Annotated in this window: 19 protein-coding genes; 10 read left to right on the plus strand and 9 right to left on the minus strand. The window is 54.6% G+C overall.

Annotated features, from left to right (window positions below; genetic code table 11):
• Window positions 1–14: 14 nt before the first annotated feature.
• Entirely contained in the window at window positions 15–854 is an 840-nt protein-coding gene (locus tag ACJAXR_RS08235) for a mechanosensitive ion channel family protein (protein WP_415057776.1), read from the plus strand.
• Window positions 855–914: 60 nt separating this feature from the next.
• On the opposite strand, the gene ACJAXR_RS08240 is transcribed toward ACJAXR_RS08235, so the two are convergent.
• Together ACJAXR_RS08240 and ACJAXR_RS08245 are read right to left on the minus strand one after the other, a co-directional pair.
• Window positions 915–2297, minus strand: coding sequence for an AmpG family muropeptide MFS transporter (locus ACJAXR_RS08240; RefSeq protein WP_415057777.1), 1383 nt, complete (start codon window positions 2295–2297; stop codon window positions 915–917).
• A gap of 14 nt (window positions 2298–2311) precedes the next feature.
• On the minus strand, window positions 2312–2668 hold the full coding sequence (locus ACJAXR_RS08245) for an MGMT family protein (RefSeq protein ID WP_415057778.1): 357 nt from the start codon (window positions 2666–2668) through the stop codon (window positions 2312–2314).
• A 42-nt stretch (window positions 2669–2710) separates the two neighbouring features.
• Here ACJAXR_RS08245 and ACJAXR_RS08250 point away from each other — a divergent pair, with 42 nt between their 5' ends.
• Complete coding sequence (locus ACJAXR_RS08250; RefSeq protein WP_415057779.1) at window positions 2711–3154, plus strand: hypothetical protein; 444 nt, start codon at window positions 2711–2713, stop codon at window positions 3152–3154.
• Complete coding sequence (locus tag ACJAXR_RS08255) at window positions 3115–3732, plus strand: DUF481 domain-containing protein (protein ID WP_415057780.1); 618 nt, start codon at window positions 3115–3117, stop codon at window positions 3730–3732. The genes ACJAXR_RS08250 and ACJAXR_RS08255 overlap by 40 nt, the downstream gene beginning before the upstream one ends.
• Before the next feature lie 40 nt (window positions 3733–3772).
• Here ACJAXR_RS08255 and ACJAXR_RS08260 read toward each other — a convergent pair whose 3' ends face one another.
• On the minus strand, window positions 3773–4531 hold the full coding sequence (locus tag ACJAXR_RS08260; RefSeq protein WP_415057781.1) for an SDR family oxidoreductase: 759 nt from the start codon (window positions 4529–4531) through the stop codon (window positions 3773–3775).
• A gap of 200 nt (window positions 4532–4731) precedes the next feature.
• Between ACJAXR_RS08260 and ACJAXR_RS08265 the strand changes: the two genes are divergently transcribed.
• From ACJAXR_RS08265 to groL, 3 genes are all read left to right on the plus strand, one after another.
• Window positions 4732–5181: an FxsA family protein gene (locus ACJAXR_RS08265; RefSeq protein ID WP_415057782.1), complete on the plus strand. Its 450-nt coding sequence runs from the start codon at window positions 4732–4734 to the stop codon at window positions 5179–5181.
• Window positions 5182–5373: 192 nt separating this feature from the next.
• On the plus strand, window positions 5374–5667 hold the full coding sequence (locus ACJAXR_RS08270) for a co-chaperone GroES (RefSeq protein WP_150277683.1): 294 nt from the start codon (window positions 5374–5376) through the stop codon (window positions 5665–5667).
• A 49-nt stretch (window positions 5668–5716) separates the two neighbouring features.
• On the plus strand, window positions 5717–7354 hold the full coding sequence (gene groL / locus ACJAXR_RS08275) for a chaperonin GroEL (RefSeq protein ID WP_415057783.1): 1638 nt from the start codon (window positions 5717–5719) through the stop codon (window positions 7352–7354).
• Between the two features lie 503 nt (window positions 7355–7857).
• Here the strand turns inward: groL and fdxA are convergent.
• A complete protein-coding gene (fdxA, locus tag ACJAXR_RS08280; RefSeq protein ID WP_415057784.1) occupies window positions 7858–8181 on the minus strand; it encodes a ferredoxin FdxA in 324 nt (107 codons plus the stop codon).
• Window positions 8182–8314: 133 nt separating this feature from the next.
• Window positions 8315–10903, minus strand: coding sequence for a DNA mismatch repair protein MutS (gene mutS / locus ACJAXR_RS08285; RefSeq protein WP_415057785.1), 2589 nt, complete (start codon window positions 10901–10903; stop codon window positions 8315–8317).
• A gap of 88 nt (window positions 10904–10991) precedes the next feature.
• Between mutS and ACJAXR_RS08290 the strand changes: the two genes are divergently transcribed.
• The 3 genes from ACJAXR_RS08290 (at window position 10992) to ACJAXR_RS08300 (ending at window position 13122) form a co-directional block, all read left to right on the plus strand.
• Window positions 10992–11513, plus strand: a complete 522-nt coding sequence (locus ACJAXR_RS08290) for a CinA family protein (protein WP_415057786.1) — start codon at window positions 10992–10994, stop codon at window positions 11511–11513.
• A 110-nt stretch (window positions 11514–11623) separates the two neighbouring features.
• Window positions 11624–12664 carry a recombinase RecA gene (gene recA, locus ACJAXR_RS08295; protein ID WP_415057787.1) on the plus strand — a complete coding sequence of 347 codons (1041 nt, stop codon included), beginning with the start codon at window positions 11624–11626 and terminating at the stop codon, window positions 12662–12664.
• Between the two features lie 14 nt (window positions 12665–12678).
• A complete protein-coding gene (locus tag ACJAXR_RS08300; protein ID WP_415057788.1) occupies window positions 12679–13122 on the plus strand; it encodes a regulatory protein RecX in 444 nt (147 codons plus the stop codon).
• On the opposite strand, the gene ACJAXR_RS08305 is transcribed toward ACJAXR_RS08300, so the two are convergent.
• From ACJAXR_RS08305 to ACJAXR_RS08315, 3 genes are all read right to left on the minus strand, one after another.
• Window positions 13082–14170 (minus strand): TIGR00730 family Rossman fold protein, encoded by a 1089-nt coding sequence (locus ACJAXR_RS08305; protein ID WP_415057789.1) that lies wholly within the window; start codon window positions 14168–14170, stop codon window positions 13082–13084. The two genes, ACJAXR_RS08300 and ACJAXR_RS08305, sit on opposite strands and share 41 nt — an antisense overlap.
• 28 nt (window positions 14171–14198) lie before the next feature.
• On the minus strand, window positions 14199–15602 hold the full coding sequence (locus ACJAXR_RS08310) for an MBL fold metallo-hydrolase RNA specificity domain-containing protein (protein WP_415057790.1): 1404 nt from the start codon (window positions 15600–15602) through the stop codon (window positions 14199–14201).
• A gap of 69 nt (window positions 15603–15671) precedes the next feature.
• Window positions 15672–16082 carry a PA3611 family quorum-sensing-regulated virulence factor gene (locus ACJAXR_RS08315; protein WP_415057791.1) on the minus strand — a complete coding sequence of 137 codons (411 nt, stop codon included), beginning with the start codon at window positions 16080–16082 and terminating at the stop codon, window positions 15672–15674.
• 145 nt (window positions 16083–16227) lie between these two features.
• Between ACJAXR_RS08315 and ACJAXR_RS08320 the strand changes: the two genes are divergently transcribed.
• On the plus strand, window positions 16228–17070 hold the full coding sequence (locus tag ACJAXR_RS08320; RefSeq protein ID WP_415057792.1) for a tRNA-uridine aminocarboxypropyltransferase: 843 nt from the start codon (window positions 16228–16230) through the stop codon (window positions 17068–17070).
• Here ACJAXR_RS08320 and ACJAXR_RS08325 read toward each other — a convergent pair.
• Window positions 16988–17917 carry a DMT family transporter gene (locus ACJAXR_RS08325; protein ID WP_415057793.1) on the minus strand — a complete coding sequence of 310 codons (930 nt, stop codon included), beginning with the start codon at window positions 17915–17917 and terminating at the stop codon, window positions 16988–16990. The genes ACJAXR_RS08320 and ACJAXR_RS08325 overlap by 83 nt on opposite strands.
• Window positions 17918–18048: the final 131 nt, after the last annotated feature.

Here is an 18048-nt window from a genome sequence, read left to right on the forward strand (position 1 = left end):
GAGAGGTATAACGGATGGAAGAAGTAATGACTCAGCTGGCGGATCTCCAGGAAGCCTGGTTACCAATGGTTGTTGAGTACGGTAGCCAGGTGTTGCTGGCCATTTTGACACTGCTGATTGGTTGGTGGATTATCGGCCGGATGGTCGCTGCGACTCACGTGTTGATGGAAAAGCGTCACATTGATAAAACCCTGCACGGATTCATCGGTGCTCTGGTCGGGATAGGCTTCAAGGTTATCCTGCTGGTGAGTGTGGCGGGAATGATCGGTGTTGAAACCACTTCTTTTATCGCGCTGATTGGTGCAGCTGGCCTCGCTGTTGGTCTGGCCCTGCAAGGCAGTCTGTCAAACTTCGCCGGGGGCATGCTGATACTCATAATTCGACCAATACGTGCTGGTGAATATATCGAAGCTCAGGGCGTGGGCGGAACCGTCGAAAGTATCCAGATATTCAACACCATCCTTAAGACTCCGGATAACAAGACTATCACTATTCCCAATGGCAGCTTGTCCAATGGCAATATCATTAACTATTCCCGCCAGCCGACCCGTCGTGTGGACGTCAATATTGGTATTGATTATGGCGATAGTGTAAAGAAAGCACGGGAGATTCTGCTTGGACTGGCTAACGCCGACGAGCGCGTATTTAAGGATCCGGAAGCGGTCGTCTGGTTGGTATCACTGGGTGACAGCTCGGTTAATCTGTCGCTGCGCATGTGGACCAAGACTGATGATTACTGGGGCGTGTTCTGGGGTATTCAGGAATTGGCCAAAGAGCACTTTGACCGTGAAGGAATTTCCATTCCCTTTCCTCAGCGCACGGTTCACATGGTGTCCCAAGCTGCGGCAGAATAAGAATACATTGGACGACCAAAGCCCGGCCTTAGCCGGGCTTTTTTTCAGCTCATCTGCAGTTCAGTCCATCCCTGGCCGCTTAAGGCGATCCGGATGGGCTATGCGTAACAGCATGAAAGCGAGAACGATCGCCGGCAGTCCGGTCAGTGCGGTCAACGTAAAAAAAGTGACCCATCCGGTATTGGCTGCCAGCATGCCGGTAAAGCCGGCAGCAAACTGGCCGGGTAAGGTCATGATCGAACTGAATAACGCATACTGCGTGGCGGTATACGCCGTGTTGGTAAGACTCGACAGATAGGCTATAAATACGGAGATGGCTAGACCTCCAGTGATATTGTCCGCAATGATTGCAAGAATCAGCCCCGATTGCTCGGGGCCAATGTGCGCGAGCCAGGCAAAGGTGAGGTTGGTGGCCGGAGCCATGAACGCGGTGAGTAGCAGAATGGGTGCAATACCGAAGCGAGCTACCAGTAACCCGCCGAGTGCGGCGCCCAGCAATGTCATGCCCAAACCGAATGCTGCAGCTATGTTGGCAATTTCGGCCTTGCTGAACCCCAGGTCCAGATAAAACGGATTGGCCATCACGCCCATGAATATATCGCTGATACGGAAGGTGGCGATGAACGCCAGTATTAACAGTGCAGCCTTGCCATAACGCTGGAAGAATTCAGCAAAGGGGCAAATCAGCGCGCCAATGAACCAGGCTGTCAAACGCCGCCGCCATCCGGCATGCAGGGTGTGCGCCAGGTAATCGCTGACCCGTTGTTCCAGGCGTTGAGTAGATTGAGTTACATGTACAGTGGGCTCGGCAATCATCAGTGTTGTAATCACCCCTATGGCCATCAACACCGCCATCGCCACGTAGGCGATGCTCCAGCTATCCAGGGAGGCTAGATGCAGTGCGCCGGCACCCGCAGCAAGAATGGCTACTCGGTAGCCTGTTACGTAAGTAGCTGCCATGGCACCTTGCCGGTGCTTGGCCTCCGCCTCTACCCGGTAGGCATCGATTGCGACGTCCTGTGTTGCCGAGCCAAATGCTGCCAATACAGCCCAAAGGGCAACCAGGGTGAGGTTTTCCCTGGGGTCGGTGAACGCCATGCCCAGCAGTGCCACAGCGATAACCAGCTGAGCCAGCAGCATCCAGGCCCGACGCCGGCCCAGCCAACGACTCAATAACGGAAGGGGCGCACGATCTACTAGCGGCGCCCATAGCACTTTGATCGAATGGGCCATGCCGACCCAGCTGAGAAAGCCGATAGCAGTCAGTTCTACGCCCAGATCACGCAGCCAGGCACTGAACGTACCGCCAACCAACAGAAGTGGCAGGCCGGCAGAGAAGCCCAGAAAAAGCATGCCGATAACGCGTGGCTTGAGATAGACCCGCAGACCCTCGCGTTCATGCGTCTCCGGCGGGTCGTTTTGGATCGTTTCGGGTGTATTCATGCTGCTCCTGTCAGTCAGTCCGGCCAGCCGTGGCGTTTCATGTCGACTCGGCGATGGGTGACGATAATACCCTCGGCAAGCAGGCGTTCATATTGCTGGATATCGGCCGGCGTATCCGGTGGCAGGGATAGTTGCCCTAGACTGTTGACTACGCGGTGCCATGGCAGGGTGGTGTCCTCAGGAAGCTGACCTAACCATCGCCCGGCAAGGCGAGCGCCACGGCCCATGCCTGCAAGCCTGGCAAGGCGGCCATAACTGGTGACCCGCCCAGAGGGGATGCTCGCCAGCACCTGCCAGAAGGTCTCGCGAACACTGACTTTGGCAAATTGGCTCGCATCACCGGGCATTACTGGCTTTAGCGTTATAGACATGGATAATGTCGCCTCTTTATTTGCCCATCATATAGGTTTTCCATGTCCAGTAGCCGCCTTGTCTTGATCCTTATTCCGCTGCTGATTCTGTCGGTTCCCGCCTTGGGCGACACGTTGTGGTTGAATAATGGTGACCGTATCAGCGGCACAATCGAGCTGCTGGAGGGCGGTAAACTGGTCATGAAGACGGAGCTGGCAGGCCGCGTGCGCATCGATGTAGAGGATGTTGGCACCTTTGATGTAGTCAACGCTATGTTGATTAAAGCCGGTGGTGAGGCTGAGCGCGCCTTGTCTGTATCTGCTTCGAAAACGGCCGGAACAATCAATGTCGTCAACGGAGGGCCTGCCATAACTGAACTGAAGATAGATCAGATTCAGCAAATGCTTGAGCCCAAGCCTATCATTGAGGACTGGACTGGACGTGGACGGGAGACGCAGCAGCGGCTTTGGACATCAAAAACTCGGAAACGAGTCAACGCGACCTAGATCTGGCATTCGATACACGGGCCCGTCATGGGGACTGGCGCCATGTTCTGGGCGGTGAGTTCGAACGGGATTACCGGGATGATGTAAAAAACCGACACCTCTGGCAGGCTGATTATGACTTGAGCTGGTTCTTCGATGAACAATGGTTCTGGCAAACCGCAGCTAGTTATCAGCGAGACCATCTCAGCGATATAGCCCGGCGTAAACAATTTGGTATGGGGCCGGGCTATGAGTGGTGGAATAACGCGCTGGGCCGGTTTGAGACATCAACGCGCCTGGATCGAGTTGAACTCGAAAATCGCGATGGGAGTACCGACAGCTTCAATGCTCTGGGCTTGCAATGGGAGTTGCGTCGTTATCTGTTAGGCAAGCGATTCGAGGCGGTTCATAACGCCGAGGCGCTAGTCACCGGTGACCCGGCGATCAATTTTGCGCTGGATACTGAGGCGGGCCTGCGTTACCTGGTTAATAATTGGGCTTCACTCAGTCTGCTCGCGGAGTGGGACTATATAAACGGTGAAGCCAATAACAGTATTAATGATACGCGTTACCGGCTGGCATTCGGGATAGGTTGGTAGAATGGGCAGGGTTGACTGATGTTAGCCCTGCCGCCGGTTGTCAGAGCCGGATGCCGCCGTCCAGCTCCAGAATACGGCCGGTATAGTAATCGTTTTCGAACAGGTAAGCCGCTGAGTGTGCTATTTCAGCAGGCTTGCCCATACGTTTGAGGGGGATGCCTGAGGTCATCTTCTCCAACGCTTCGGGTTTCATGCCCGCGGTCATATCGGTTTCGATGAAGCCGGGAGCGATGCCAGCAACACGGATGCCATAACGCGCCAGTTCCTTTGCCCAGGTAACGGTCAGTGCTGCCACACCCGCTTTGGCTGCTGAATAGTTTGACTGGCCGATGTTGCCTGCGCGCGAAATAGACGAAATATTGATTATCAATCCTTTATTGCCGAGCTCGATCATCTTCGCGGCGACTTCCCGTGTACCAAGAAACACGCCGGTCAGGTTGACATCAATCACTGACTGCCACTGCGCCAGGCTCATTTTCTGAATCTCGCCGTCCCGTGACTTGATCAGCAGCCCATCACGTAAAATACCGGCGTTGTTGATCAGACCATTGATTTGCCCGTAATCAGCTACAACCTGACTGACCATGTTACCTACCTGGGTTTCGTCTGCCACGTTACAAATATAGGTACGGGCTTCTCCGCCTACCTTCGCGCAGGCTGTTGCTGCCTCGTCCAGGCGCTCCTGGTTCAGGTCGACAAGCGCCAGGCGCGCGCCGCGCGCGGCCAAGTATTCGCCCATGGAGCGGCCCAGACCCTGTCCGCCACCCGTAATGATGATCACGCTGTCTTTCACTTGCATAGGGCACTCCTTACAGCCAAAAGGGAAAAATTAACGGTGGCAAGCATGCCTGAGTCCAATGGACTTTAGAATACCCGAAGTAGCACATTGGTCACTTTTTGACCTCGTATTGTGTCGAAGACGAGATGCAATGCCGGGTTGAAAGCAGAGGTAGGTGCACCCATATAGAAAGTTAATAGGACAATTGTTCGAGGTTTCGAATGCCCTTCTTGCGTTTATTGTTTTTGGCTATTCCATTGATCGAACTGGCCGGTCTAATTGTACTGGGCCAATCCATTGGGGTTGGTCTTACACTGCTGTGGGTTTTAGTTAGCGGCATTCTTGGTGTGGCTGTTATCCAGACGCAGGGTTGGACCATGCTGCAACAATTGCAGGTCCGCATGGCTAATGAAAGCTCCCCTTTTGGTGTTCTCAAATCAGGTATGTGGGGCGTTCTGGCAGGGCTATTGCTCGTCTTTCCTGGTGTTCTGACCGATGCTGCTGCGCTGCCTTGCCTGATACTTGCCTGGCGTCATCGGGGCCGTCCGCAGCCAGGTGATCCGGGTGAGCCGGGAGTCTGGCGCGGTGATGATCACAATATCATCGAAGGCGAGTGGGAGCAGAGCCGTGAAGAGCCACTGGAGCCTGGCAAGCGGGTTGATCACGAGTGAAAAAAGTTGCTCAGTGCACTTGAAATCGACTGGCCGGGCCCCATTAACGCATCACCAGTTTGAATGGCTCGGGTAGTGGAGCCGTACGAAACAGTGACGTTGCCGTTGGCGCGTCCTTCGGGCCGTGAGGCCTGATTAACTTGAGAGGCCGGTTCGCCGGCAATTGACATCAATATTGGGAGAGATACAACGATGAAGATTCGTCCGTTACATGATCGCGTAGTGGTCCGTCGCAGCGAAGAAGAAACCAAGACCGCTGGTGGTATCGTGCTGCCAGGTTCTGCTGCAGAAAAGCCGAACACAGGCGTCGTGCTGGCCGTAGGAACTGGCCGTATTCTGGATAACGGCGATGTCCGCGCTCCAGCTCTCAAAGAAGGTGACAAGGTTGTCTTCGGCCCTTACTCAGGTAGTAACACCATCAAGATCGACGGTGAAGATCTGTTGATCATGAGCGAGTCAGAAATCTACGGCGTGTTGGAAAGCTGAGTTAAACCGTTCCGGCATTCTCTGAAAGACATTATTAAGGAAAGCGAAAATGGCTGCTAAAGAAGTTAAATTTGGTATTTCCGGCCGCAACAAGATGCTGGCTGGCGTAAACATCCTGGCGGACGCGGTCAAGGCAACACTGGGGCCAAAGGGCCGCAATGTCCTGATCGAGCGTAGCTACGGCGCGCCGATCATCACCAAGGACGGCGTCACCGTTGCCAAGGAAATCGAGCTGAAAGACAAGTTTGAGAATATGGGCGCCCAGCTGGTCAAAGACGTTGCCTCACGCGCTAACGACGACGCAGGTGATGGCACCACTACCGCGACTGTTTTGGCTCAGGCGATCGTTACTGAAGGTCTGAAGTCGGTTGCTGCCGGCATGAATCCGATGGATCTCAAGCGCGGCATCGACAAGGCAACTATTGCTATTGTTGCCGAGCTGAAGAATCTGGCCAAGCCCTGTGCCGATTCCAAAGCCATTGCTCAGGTGGGCACCATCTCCGCCAACTCCGACGAATCCATCGGCAAGATTATTGCTGAAGCCATGGATCGTGTAGGCAAGGAAGGTGTTATCACTGTAGAAGAAGGTTCAGGTCTGGATAACGAATTGTCTGTTGTAGAAGGCATGCAATTTGACCGTGGTTACTTGTCGCCTTACTTCGTCAACAAGCCAGAAACCATGTCTGCCGAGCTTGATAACCCATATATCCTGCTGGTTGACAAGAAAATCTCGAACATCCGCGAGATGCTGCCGACTCTGGAAGCTGTTGCCAAATCCGGTCGTCCATTGATGATCGTCGCCGAAGATGTTGAAGGCGAAGCGCTGGCTACTTTGGTAGTCAACAACATGCGCGGTATTGTCAAGGTAGCAGCCGTCAAGGCGCCTGGCTTCGGTGATCGTCGCAAGGCCATGCTGCAGGATATTGCTATTCTTACTGGCGGTACCGTGATCAGCGAAGAAGTGGGCCTGAGTCTGGAAAATGCTGCACTGGAACATCTTGGTCAGGCCAAGAGCGTCCAGATCAACAAGGACAATACGACTGTCATCGATGGTGCCGGTTCCAAGGTGGATATCGAAGCCCGTGTGGGTCAGCTGCGCAAGCAGGTTGAAGACACCACATCTGACTACGACAAGGAAAAGCTGCAGGAGCGTCTGGCCAAGTTGGCTGGTGGCGTTGCGGTGATCAAGGTCGGCGCTGCAACTGAAGTCGAAATGAAAGAGAAGAAGCACCGCGTTGAAGACGCATTGCACGCAACCCGTGCAGCTGTCGAAGAAGGCGTGGTACCTGGCGGCGGTGTTGCCCTGGTACGTGCCCTGCAAGCTATCGAAGGCATGGTTGGCGACAATGACGACCAGACTGTCGGCATTAACCTGCTGCGTCGCGCAGTAGAAGCTCCTTTCCGTCAGATCGTGATGAATGCCGGTGATGAAGCTTCAGTCGTCCTGAACAACGTCAAGGCTGGTACAGGTAACTACGGTTATAACGCAGCTACTGGCGAATATGGCGACATGATCGCGATGGGCATTCTGGACCCGGCTAAAGTAACCCGCAGCGCGCTGCAGGCTGCAGCGTCCGTAGCCAGTCTGATGATTACCACCGAAGCGATGATTGCTGAGTTGCCTGAAGACGACAAGCCGTCTATGCCTGATATGGGCGGTATGGGTGGTATGGGCGGTATGATGTAAGTCGACTGACCCTCGAAACCCTAACCCGGCGCCGTGAGGCGCCGGGTTTTTTTTGCTCGTACTTTCTTCCGTACGTCGTGCATGACTGCTAAAAAAGTGGGTTGTTCCCATCAGATTAGAGTTCTTACGTAAGCTTTTACCTACAAGGTCTGTAAGTGATAGCTGTCATGTGCTGTCAGTAGCGGGTCGAATTCCTCTAGGAAAAAATATAAATAGCTGTTTTTAAACAATTATTATTTAAGGTGGCTTACGTTGGTCGTCTTGCATCGTACTTGCTTACATTTTTCCGAGCAGTATTATGTACACATGTGTGACGGATCACGCAGTCAGGCAGGAAGCCAGGCAAGGATCATCAGGGTGATGGAGTCAGGACGACTGGATAAGGATTTCACATAGGGAATGAAAGAGTGGGCGGGTTATCCCGCCCCTTTTTTTGTCTGAAATTTGACCAGGTATGAAAAAGCCGGCGCAAGGCCGACTTTTCGATTTATCTTTGGGTGCTTTCAGCGCTCAAGATATTGCAGCTTGTCCGGCACGCCATCCCACTCTTCGGCATCGGTGAGGCCTTCTTTCTTTTCAGTAATGTTAGGCCATATTTCCGCCAGTTCGGCGTTCAGTTCGGTGAATTCCTGCATGTCCTCCGGCACTTCGTCTTCAGAGAAAATGGCGTTGGCCGGACACTCAGGTTCACATAGTGCGCAGTCGATACATTCGTCGGGGTGAATAACGAGGAAGTTAGGTCCTTCGTAGAAACAGTCGACGGGGCAGACCTCAACGCAATCGGTGTATTTGCACTTGATGCAGTTGTCAACAACAACAAAGGTCATGGTGGGAGTCTCCGGTATCAGGCGGTCTTGATTAATGGCGCGTAGTCTAGCATTTTTTCATTCAGGGTACAGACTGTGAGAGACATTTGCAGAAGTTGGCATCATGTTCGCTGCGCCTTAATGCAAATATATCTCATTTACGTTCTAGTCGATGTTCTGCTCTCCATTTATACAGAAGTTCTAGCGCTTGTTTGGGGGTCAGTTCATCTGGATTGAGCTGTTGTAGCTGTTCGATCAGTGGGTGGGGCGCCATGGCAAAAAGATCATCCTGCTGCGGCGCCTTGCCGGCTTTAGCAGTCGGCCGCGATTGCTGGCTGAGACTTTGGTGTTCCAGCGCAGTCAGATGCTCGCGCGCGCGGTCAATTACCTGACGCGGAACACCGGCAAGCTGAGCTACTTGGAGGCCGTAGCTTTGGCTCGCGGGGCCCGGAAGAACGCTGTGCAGGAAGACGATTCGCTCATTATGCTCTGTGGCATTGAGATGAACGTTGGCGACGACCTTATCCGTATCGACCAGGCCGGTCAGCTCAAAGTAATGTGTTGCGAACAAAGTGAAGGCGCGTATCCGGGCAAGGTACTCTGCTGCCGACCAAGCTAGTGACAAGCCGTCAAAGGTGCTGGTGCCGCGACCTACCTCGTCCATCAGTACCAGACTTGCGTCGGTTGCATTGTGCAGGATATTCGCCGTCTCGCTCATTTCCACCATGAACGTAGAGCGACCGCCGGCCAGATCGTCGCTGGAACCGATACGGGTGAAGATGCGGTCAACCATCGACATCTCCACGACCCGTGCGGGGACGAAGCTGCCGATATGCGCTAGCAGCACGATGAGCGCGGTTTGCCGCATGTAGGTCGACTTACCACCCATGTTCGGGCCGGTGATGATCAGCATACGGGTATCGTTGTCCAGTCGTAGGTCATTTGCGACAAAGGGACCATCAAGTACTTGCTCTACGACGGGATGCCGGCCTTGTTCGATGTATAGTTGACTGCCCTCAACGAAGGTAGGGCGCTGGTAGTCAAGCGTGCTGGCTCGCTCACTGAGGGTTGCCAGTACGTCCAGCTCGGCGAGGCCGGCCGCACTGTCTTGCAGATGTGCAAGATCCTCGTTGAGGCGATTCAGCAATTCTTCATAAAGCTGCTTTTCCCGGGCTAGGGCGCGGCTGCGGGCCGAGAGAGCTTTATCTTCAAAGGTTTTCAGTTCAGGGGTAATAAAGCGCTCGGCGCCCTTGAGAGTCTGGCGACGAATGTAGTCAGCAGGCGCCTGGGCCGACTGGCCGCGGGACAGTTCAATGAAGTAGCCATGAACCCGGTTGTAGCCGACCTTGAGGGTGGAGAGTCCGGTACGCTCACGCTCCCGATTTTCCAGGTCGATCAAGTATTGTCCGGCGTTTTCGCTGATATTTTGCAGCTCATCGAGATCGACGTCATAGCCGGGCTTGATCACACCACCGTCACGCAGCACCGCTGGTGGATTCTCGATGACTGCTCGCTGGAGCAATTCGGTCAGTGACGGATAGACCCCGACTTCGCTGGCCAGATGTCGCAAATGGGGCGTTTCGAGAGGCTCTAGAGCTTTTTGCAGGGCAGGCAGTGCAGCCAGAGAGTCGCGCAGACGGGCCAGGTCCCTGGGTCTGGCGGAGCGCAGCGCAATGCGCGCGAGAATACGTTCGATGTCACCTATGCCCTTGAGAGCCGGCTGCAGCTCTTCATGATAATGCTGTTGAAGCAGCGTGCTAATGCTGTCCTGACGGGCTTGCAAAATCAGCCCGTCACGCAACGGCCGGTTCAGCCAGCGGGCCAGCAGGCGTCCGCCCATGGCGGTTGCGGTATGGTCGAGTACGTCGAGCAACGTGTTGTCCCTCCCACCGGAGAGGTTGCTGTCGATCTCGAGATTGCGCCGGCTTGCGCTGTCGATAATGACGCTGTCCTCGAAACGTTCCAGCAGGATGCTGCGGATGTGCGGCAGTGCTGTGCGTTGGGTTTCCTTGGCATAGCACATCAGCGCGCCGGCTGCGCCCAGCCCCAGCGTCAAATCATTGCAGCCAAAGCCGACGAGATCCTTGGTGCCGAACTGCTGAGTGAGAGACTTGAAAGCGCTGTCGCGATCAAACTCCCAGGGTGCGCGACGGCGCACGGCGCGGCGCCGCTCAATCGGTGTGCTGGTCTCCCAATCGTCTGGAATAAGCAGTTCCGCAGGGGCCAGGCGTTCGAGCTCGCCGAGCAGGGTCTCCCAACCTTGAAGTTCCATTACGCAGAACCGGCCACTGTTGATATCCAGCGTGGCAAGTCCGAAGGCGCGCTCACTGCCAACCAGCGCCGCCAGCAAATTGTCGCGCCTCTCATCAAGCAGCGCCTCGTCACTGACTGTACCGGGCGTGAGGATGCGAACGACTTGTCTTTCTACCGGTCCCTTACTGGCGGCGGGGTCTCCGATCTGTTCACAGATGACAACTGATTCGCCCAGTTTTACTAATCTGGCAAGGTAGCCCTCCGCCGCGTGGTAGGGAAGGCCAGCCATCGGAATTGGTTGTCCGCCCGATTGTCCGCGGGCGGTAAGAGTGATGTCCAGCAGGCGCGCAGCCTTTTTTGCATCGTCAAAAAATAGCTCGTAGAAATCACCCATGCGGTAAAACAGCAGTTCGTTCGGATGGTGCTGTTTGATGGCGAAATATTGTTGCATCATCGGCGTGTGGCTAACGGATTTATCGGCGCGGCTCATGCAGATCCCTGATGTATAAATGGTTGGCCGCGCTTAGTCTACGCAATGCACTCTCAGCTTTTAAGCGCAATTTTAAGAGGCAGGTAATATGTCCCAGTATGACCCCCTGATTGATTCTGCGGCAGCGCGTCTTGGTAGCGTTTTGCGCCGCCAGGGTTATCAGGTAACAGCTGCAGAATCCTGCACGGCAGGCGGTATCTGCGAAGCCATTACCCGCATAGGTGGAAGCTCGGCCTGGTTTCAGACCGGCTTTGTAACGTATGCCAACCAGAGCAAAAGTCGTTGGCTGGGAGTGGATGAAAGAGATCTGGCGACCCATGGCGCAGTGAGTGAGCCGGTGGTGCGTGCCATGGCCAGTGGCGCGTTACAGGCGGCAGGCGCTGATATCGCCGTGGCGGTTAGCGGGGTCGCCGGCCCGGATGGAGGCAGTCTGGAGAAGCCGGTGGGTACCGTATGGTTTGCCTGGGCCATGGGCGACGGTACTGTCAGTACCGGATGTCGACGTTTGCAGGGCAATCGTCGGGAGGTCCGGGCACAAACGGTGCTGCATGCGCTAGAAGGCCTGATCAAGGCCGCAGAGCGTCTGGCTGTGAGCCAGTCCTCAACCTGATCACGCAGGGGGTAGGCGGCGACAAACTTCTGTGGAATAATACTGACCATATATACAGTAGTTTAAGTTTTCAGGGCACTTGCGTACCCACCACTCCAAGAGGATGCACAATGGACGACAACAAGAAAAAGGCGCTTACGGCTGCCTTGAGTCAGATTGAACGTCAGTTTGGCAAGGGTGCGGTGATGCGCATGGGCGATCACGAACGCATGGCCATACCGTCGATTTCCACTGGTTCGCTGGGTCTGGATATCGCGCTCGGCCTGGGCGGTTTGCCGCGGGGTCGGGTCGTCGAGATCTACGGCCCGGAGTCCTCGGGTAAAACCACGCTAAGCCTCTCGGTCATTGCTCAGGCGCAGAAGCAGGGTGCGACCTGTGCTTTTGTAGACGCAGAGCACGCATTGGATCCCGAATATGCTGGTAAGCTGGGAGTCCATGTCGACGATCTGCTGGTGTCACAGCCGGATACTGGTGAGCAGGCGCTTGAAATAACCGACATGCTGGTGCGTTCCAACGCAGTGGATGTGATCGTGATCGACTCGGTAGCAGCGCTGGTGCCCAAGGCAGAGATCGAAGGCGAGATGGGCGATCACCACGTCGGCCTTCAGGCCCGGTTGATGTCCCAAGCGTTGCGTAAAATTACCGGCAATATCAAGAATGCTAATTGCCTGGTTATCTTTATTAACCAGATCCGTATGAAGATCGGTGTGATGTTCGGTAACCCGGAAACCACTACGGGTGGTAACGCACTGAAGTTCTATTCGTCTGTCCGACTGGACATTCGCCGCACCGGTGCGGTAAAGGAAGGGGACGAAGTAGTCGGCAGTGAAACCCGTGTCAAGGTGGTCAAGAACAAGGTAGCTCCACCGTTCCGACAAGCTGAATTCCAGATACTCTACGGCTCGGGTATCTATCACAATGCTGAGATCATTGATCTGGGCGTACAAATTGGCCTGGTGGAGAAGTCCGGTGCTTGGTATGCCTATAAAGGCAACAAGATCGGTCAGGGCAAGGCTAATGCTGCCAAGTACATGTCGGAGAATCCGGCTATCGCAGACGAAATAGAAAAAGCTATTCGCGACAAGTTGTTGCCCAAACCCAGTAATGCCAAGGCAGAGCCTGCGGAAGTCAGTGCCGACGCCGATAGCTGATCCGGTACGGAGTCATGTTCGGTCGCCAGCAACAGCTCGAAACACCCCAGGCAATTCGGCGTACCGCGTTGGATCTCCTGGCGCGGCGTGAGCATAGCCGATTTGAAATGCTGCGTAAGCTGAGGCTGCGAGGTGCAGCAACAGACCAATGCGAAGCGGTGATTGATCAGTTGCAGGAAGATGGGCTGATCAGTGATTCGCGTTTCTGTGAGGCCTACGTGCACGCTCGTGTCCAGCGTGGCTTCGGGCCACAGCGGGTGGGTGAAGAGTTGCGTGAGCGGGGAGTGAACGACGCCCTGATCAGCTCAGTGCTGAAGTTGGACTGGCGCTGGGCTGAAACGGCCAGCACCACTTTCGCCAAACGTTTTCCGCAAGGTCCGGGCCAGGATGCAAAAGAACGAGCTCGTCAGCTACGATTCATGCAATATCGGGGCTTTCCAGATTTTCAGTTTGATTGATAAAATCTATAAGTGCTCGAAGTCGACCCTGATGCCGTCCGTTAAAGTTGAACTCTAGGCAGTGCATGCTCTTTAGCTCAGGTTCGTCTGGATCAATGTCAGTGGGCGGGCTTTTTCGAAATGAACCTTCCTTGCATATATCCCCAAACGTATCATTAATCTGCTCAAGCGCTTGAGCGGTCAGTGGCCTGTACATGCGTAGCAAGTACCTACCATTCATCCATCGGGATGAATGGTAATTGCTATAGAAATTTAGAATTTCTCGCATTGCCTGATCCGGCGAACGTGCGAGTGTCATCAGGTTGAAGTCAGCCTCCAGAATGTAGCCTTCATCACACATCTGACCCTTGAAGAAAGCCAGGAGCCCATCCCAGTAGCTGCCGTCCGGTAGGTCAAGCAAGATAACCGGTACCACGGGGCTTTTGCCTGTCTGGATAAGTGTTAACACTTCCAGCGTCTCATCCAATGTGCCAAATCCGCCGGGGCATAGCACCAGTGCATCGGCTTCCTTGACAAAAAACAGTTTGCGCAGAAAAAAGAATCTGAAACTCAGGTCATGATCAGTGTTATGAACGATAGCATTAGATCGCTGTTCGAAGGGCAGTGTGATGTTGAATCCCAGACTATTGTCCAGGCCAGCGCCCTCATGAGCAGCTCCCATAATCCCATTGCCCGCACCGGTAATGGTCATGAAATCGTAGTCAGCAAGAGCTCTTCCCATGTCACGAGCCAGTGCGTACATCTGATGATCTATGGGCGTTCGAGCGGAACCAAAGACAGTGACCTTACGACGTCTCTTGAACTGTTCAAGTCGGGCAAATGCCTGTTCCAACTCCGCAATGGTTTGCAGCATGATCTTGGCATCCCAGTGGTCCCGATCCGCCTGGGCCATGCGCACGACGTTAAGAATCATTTCGCGGTAGAGCGATGAATTCTTGCTTTGCCCGGCACTGACTGCGACCAGTTCGTCGATTTTCTGCTGGAGTCCTGAACCACCTGTATGTAGATGCCGGATCAGAAAATCAGCCGGGTCTTTATCATCGATCATTCTGCCTCCTTGCACTTGGGTTCATACTTCAGAACGCAATTTGTTCATTCAGCTCAGGGATAGTTGCGTTCCAGCCCAACTGATCTTTGATTGCCTGTGCCAGAGTCTGACTTTTTTCCAGTTCACCGTGGATCAGATAGATTTCGGGGCTACGCTTGAAATGGCCGAGCCATTCAATCAACTGGGATTGCCCGGCGTGTGCGGAAAATCCGCCCAGTGTGTGCAGGTGTGCCTTGACGGCCAGGCTTTGGTGGACAACGCGAATATTTTTTTCGCCATCTACCAGCCGACGACCCAGGGTGCCCTTGGCCTGGAAGCCAGGAAGTATGACATGGCAATCGTCGCGCCACAGGTTGTGCTTGAAGTGATGCACAATACGGCCACCGTTGCACATACCCGAGCCTGCAATGATGATTGCGCCGCCGGCTATCCGGTTAATCGCGATTGATTCCTCTGTTGTCGGTGTGCATTTGAGGATCGGCAACCAGTGCTTAAGATCTCCTTTGTGCTGGCCTTCGATGAGTGACTTTTCAGACGGCTTAAAATCCTGGTGAAAACGATCGTATATTTCTGTCGCAGCGATGGCCATGGGGCTGTCGAGAAACACGGCTTGTTGCTTCAAAGTGCCGGCCTGATAGAACTGACCCAGGTAATACAGAAGATCCTGAGTTCGACCTACCGCAAAAGAGGGGATCAGGACGTTGCCGCCACTTGCCCAGGCGGCATCGAGTATCTCCTGGAACTCAGCTAGGGTCTCATCGAGATTACGGTGATCGCGGTCTCCGTAAGTGGACTCCAGCAGGAGCAGATCTGCTTCTTCCCGATAAGCAGGCGGCCTTAAAAAGGGCGAACAGCTGTTGCCCAGGTCACCGGAAAAGACTAGCTTGCGAGTGAGATCGTGCGCTTCGTGGAGGATGATCTCAACGATTGCCGATCCCAGAATATGACCCGCTTCATGAAAGATGACACTGATACCTTCGGCGACGATAGTCTCTTGGCCATAGTCGCTGGGTTTGCGTAATGCCAGTGCTGCATCGGTATCCGCCTGAGTATATAGCGGTTCGACGAGTGGTTTGCCTGCCCGCTTGCGCCACTTGTTTTCCCAGTCGCTGTCACGCTCCTGCAATGAGGCCGCATCGCTGAGCATGAGTTCCAGCAGCGCCGCAGTGCCGGGCGTCATGTAAATTGGGCCGGTATAACCTTCTGCTACCAACTTGGGCAAAAGCCCTGAATGATCGAGATGGGCATGGGAAATGACAACAGCGTCAAGATCCTCTGGCATGAAGTCGAAGTGATTGCGATTTTGCGCCTCGTCGCGGCGGTAACCTTGGGTCATGCCGCATTCAAGCAGGACCCGGCAACCGTTGGCCTCGAGTAAATAACATGAGCCAGTAACCTGACGAATCGCACCTTTGAAAGTTAGTAGAGCCATATATTATCCTCCGCCTGAGAACTCACAGTGTGCCGGTTGCCGAAGGAGTGAATATTGATCTGTGACAAATTAGAGTGATTGGCAATGCTCGGCAACAAAGCTCTGAGTGAGAACTGGCTGAGTGGAATCGGTAAGTACGAAGTGATACGTCAAGGTGGCGCCCATATCCATCAGACGACGAAATTGCTGGTTGGAGCACACGCTCGCCTGCAGTTGACTACGTACTACCAGCGGCTCGGATTGCAGTTGTGAAGCATACGCTTCATTGACTGACAGAAAATTGATCAATTGACCATCCTGCGCCCTGAAGCCCTCATCGACGATGTCGTCGTTGAGGCGACGCGGCGTACCGGCACTGCTTTCCTTGGCAACGTCATTGAGGGTTTCCTGCAGACGCATCTCTCGGAGTGATTCAGCTTGGGTGGGTAGGATAGTGAATGAAGCGAGAACCAGGGTTGTCGCCAAGGTTAACCAGCGCATATATGTTTCTCCATTTAAGGGGGTTATCGATGAACACACGGTTTGGACAGCGTTGACGTACAAGGGTTCGCTACCATGTTGGCCGGTAAGGCAATTGTGGCAGAATGCCCGCCTTTCACCCAACTCCCATTGTCAGGATGCGCCAATGACGTTTAACAGCCGTGAACATGCCGTACACCGACTGAGAAAACAGATGAGTGAGCGGTCGACTCGGCCGTTCATGGCCAGAGGCTCCAATCTCAAGCGTTGCGATAATTGTCTCCTGGCGCTGCGTGTCTGCCTGTGCGGCTGGCAACCACAACTCGCAACGCCGGTCGGGTTTGCACTGCTCATGCACCCACTCGAGCCTCTCAAGCCTACCAACACCGGGCGGCTGATTGCCGACTGTGTGGAGGCCACGTACGCCTATGTATGGTCACGTATGCAAACGGATCCGCAGCTGGAGCAATTACTTGCAGATCCTCAATGGCAGGCCTATGTCGTCTTTCCTGAGGAGTACGGCCAGCCAGGTCAGCCGGTCGTTGCAGATCTCCCACATAGGGATGTATTCGAGAGAGAGGGTACAAAACCTCTGTTGATTATTCTCGATGGTACCTGGACCCAGGCGCGCAAGATGTTTCGCAAAAGTCCCTGCCTAGCTGGCCTACCGATTCTGAGCTTGCGTACCGAGCAGTTGTCACGCTATCGCCTGCGTCGATCCTGCCGTGAAGAGCATTTATGTACCGTGGAAGTCGCAGCCGCCTGCCTGGCATTGGCGGGTCATGACGTTGATGCGCAACTGCTGGGGGACTACTTCGATCTCTTCACTGAAGCCTATTTGGCATCGCGCGCCAATCGGGCCATGGTGATGGGTACATTAGCCCATCAGCGCTTGGCGGATCATCTGGGAACGTCCTCTGCTGCACTCAGTGATGTCCAGCAGGCTCATGCTGGACAGGTACCAGGGTCCGACGGCGTTCTAAGTACAAAGGCACCAACTGGGCAATAAGCATACCGGCGAGCATCAAGCAGCAGCCGATGAAGCCGCGCAGGCTGAGCGTCTCGTTGAGTATGAGCCAGCCAGCCAGGGCAGCAAAAACAGCTTCCAGGCTCAGAATGACAGCGGCATGTGAGGCAATGGCATTGCGTTGGGCGACCACTTGAAGAGTAAAACCGACGCCAACCGCCAGTAACCCGCCATAGAGGATGGCTGGGCCGGCCGATACGATTGAAGTCCAGACAATAGGCTCAAAGATGATCGCCAGCGCCAGACTGATAATGGCACAGACGACAAATTGGCAGAAGGCTACTCGCACTGGGTCATAGCGGCTGGCTAGGGCGCTAACCAGTAGCACATGGACTGCCCAGCATGCAGCTCCGGTAAGCTGAAGCCAGTCGCCCCGAGCGATCGTGTAGTCGGCAGTGACACTGAGCAGTAGCATGCCAATCAGCGCCAGACCAGCGCCCGCCCAGGTCCCCACGCCCGTTCGCATACCGATGAAAAGTCCAAATACGGGTACCAGTATGACGTACAAGCCGGTAATAAAGCCGGAATTGGTCACGGTTGTGAACATAAGGCCGACTTGCTGCAGATTGATGCCCAGCGTCAGTACCAGGCCCAGTACTAGGCTGCCAAGAACCATGGGCCAGGTAAAATGATGCCCAGTGGAGCCCCCACGAGGTCTGACCAGTAGTACTAGCGGCAGGATCGCGAGTGCGCCCAGCAGAAACCGCAGGCCGGTGTAGAGGAAGGGCCCTACATGTTCCATGCCCATGCTTTGGGCGACGAATGTCGAGCCCCAGATCACGGCTGTAATCAGCATCAGCACATCGGCCCGGTAAGCGCTGGATTTCATGCATGGCTCCGCTTGAATTAATCAGCCGGGGAGTATGCCTACAGCTTTTGTGCAAAAACAGATACAGTTGCGCAGGATTTGCAGGTTGCCAACGAGGCTTGCGCTCCCCAGTTAATTGTATGTTTGACGGG

The sequence above is a fragment of the Halopseudomonas sp. genome (assembly GCF_047631575.1).
Taxonomy (GTDB): domain Bacteria; phylum Pseudomonadota; class Gammaproteobacteria; order Pseudomonadales; family Pseudomonadaceae; genus Halopseudomonas.

What these genes read in the sequence shown, in the direction of transcription:
- ACJAXR_RS08310 (WP_415057790.1), bottom strand. Translation starts at nt 15,602, where the DNA reads ATGGCTCTACTAACTTTCAAAGGTGCGATTCGTCAGGTTACTGGCTCA.
- ACJAXR_RS08300 (WP_415057788.1), top strand. Translation starts at nt 12,679, where the DNA reads ATGTTCGGTCGCCAGCAACAGCTCGAAACACCCCAGGCAATTCGGCGT.
- ACJAXR_RS08315 (WP_415057791.1), bottom strand. Translation starts at nt 16,082, where the DNA reads ATGCGCTGGTTAACCTTGGCGACAACCCTGGTTCTCGCTTCATTCACT.
- ACJAXR_RS08305 (WP_415057789.1), bottom strand. Translation starts at nt 14,170, where the DNA reads ATGATCGATGATAAAGACCCGGCTGATTTTCTGATCCGGCATCTACAT.
- ACJAXR_RS08240 (WP_415057777.1), bottom strand. Translation starts at nt 2,297, where the DNA reads ATGAATACACCCGAAACGATCCAAAACGACCCGCCGGAGACGCATGAA.
- ACJAXR_RS08290 (WP_415057786.1), top strand. Translation starts at nt 10,992, where the DNA reads ATGTCCCAGTATGACCCCCTGATTGATTCTGCGGCAGCGCGTCTTGGT.
- ACJAXR_RS08270 (WP_150277683.1), top strand. Translation starts at nt 5,374, where the DNA reads ATGAAGATTCGTCCGTTACATGATCGCGTAGTGGTCCGTCGCAGCGAA.
- ACJAXR_RS08235 (WP_415057776.1), top strand. Translation starts at nt 15, where the DNA reads ATGGAAGAAGTAATGACTCAGCTGGCGGATCTCCAGGAAGCCTGGTTA.
- ACJAXR_RS08325 (WP_415057793.1), bottom strand. Translation starts at nt 17,917, where the DNA reads ATGAAATCCAGCGCTTACCGGGCCGATGTGCTGATGCTGATTACAGCC.
- recA (WP_415057787.1), top strand. Translation starts at nt 11,624, where the DNA reads ATGGACGACAACAAGAAAAAGGCGCTTACGGCTGCCTTGAGTCAGATT.
- groL (WP_415057783.1), top strand. Translation starts at nt 5,717, where the DNA reads ATGGCTGCTAAAGAAGTTAAATTTGGTATTTCCGGCCGCAACAAGATG.
- ACJAXR_RS08265 (WP_415057782.1), top strand. Translation starts at nt 4,732, where the DNA reads ATGCCCTTCTTGCGTTTATTGTTTTTGGCTATTCCATTGATCGAACTG.
- fdxA (WP_415057784.1), bottom strand. Translation starts at nt 8,181, where the DNA reads ATGACCTTTGTTGTTGTTGACAACTGCATCAAGTGCAAATACACCGAT.
- ACJAXR_RS08320 (WP_415057792.1), top strand. Translation starts at nt 16,228, where the DNA reads ATGACGTTTAACAGCCGTGAACATGCCGTACACCGACTGAGAAAACAG.
- ACJAXR_RS08260 (WP_415057781.1), bottom strand. Translation starts at nt 4,531, where the DNA reads ATGCAAGTGAAAGACAGCGTGATCATCATTACGGGTGGCGGACAGGGT.
- ACJAXR_RS08245 (WP_415057778.1), bottom strand. Translation starts at nt 2,668, where the DNA reads ATGTCTATAACGCTAAAGCCAGTAATGCCCGGTGATGCGAGCCAATTT.
- ACJAXR_RS08250 (WP_415057779.1), top strand. Translation starts at nt 2,711, where the DNA reads ATGTCCAGTAGCCGCCTTGTCTTGATCCTTATTCCGCTGCTGATTCTG.
- mutS (WP_415057785.1), bottom strand. Translation starts at nt 10,903, where the DNA reads ATGAGCCGCGCCGATAAATCCGTTAGCCACACGCCGATGATGCAACAA.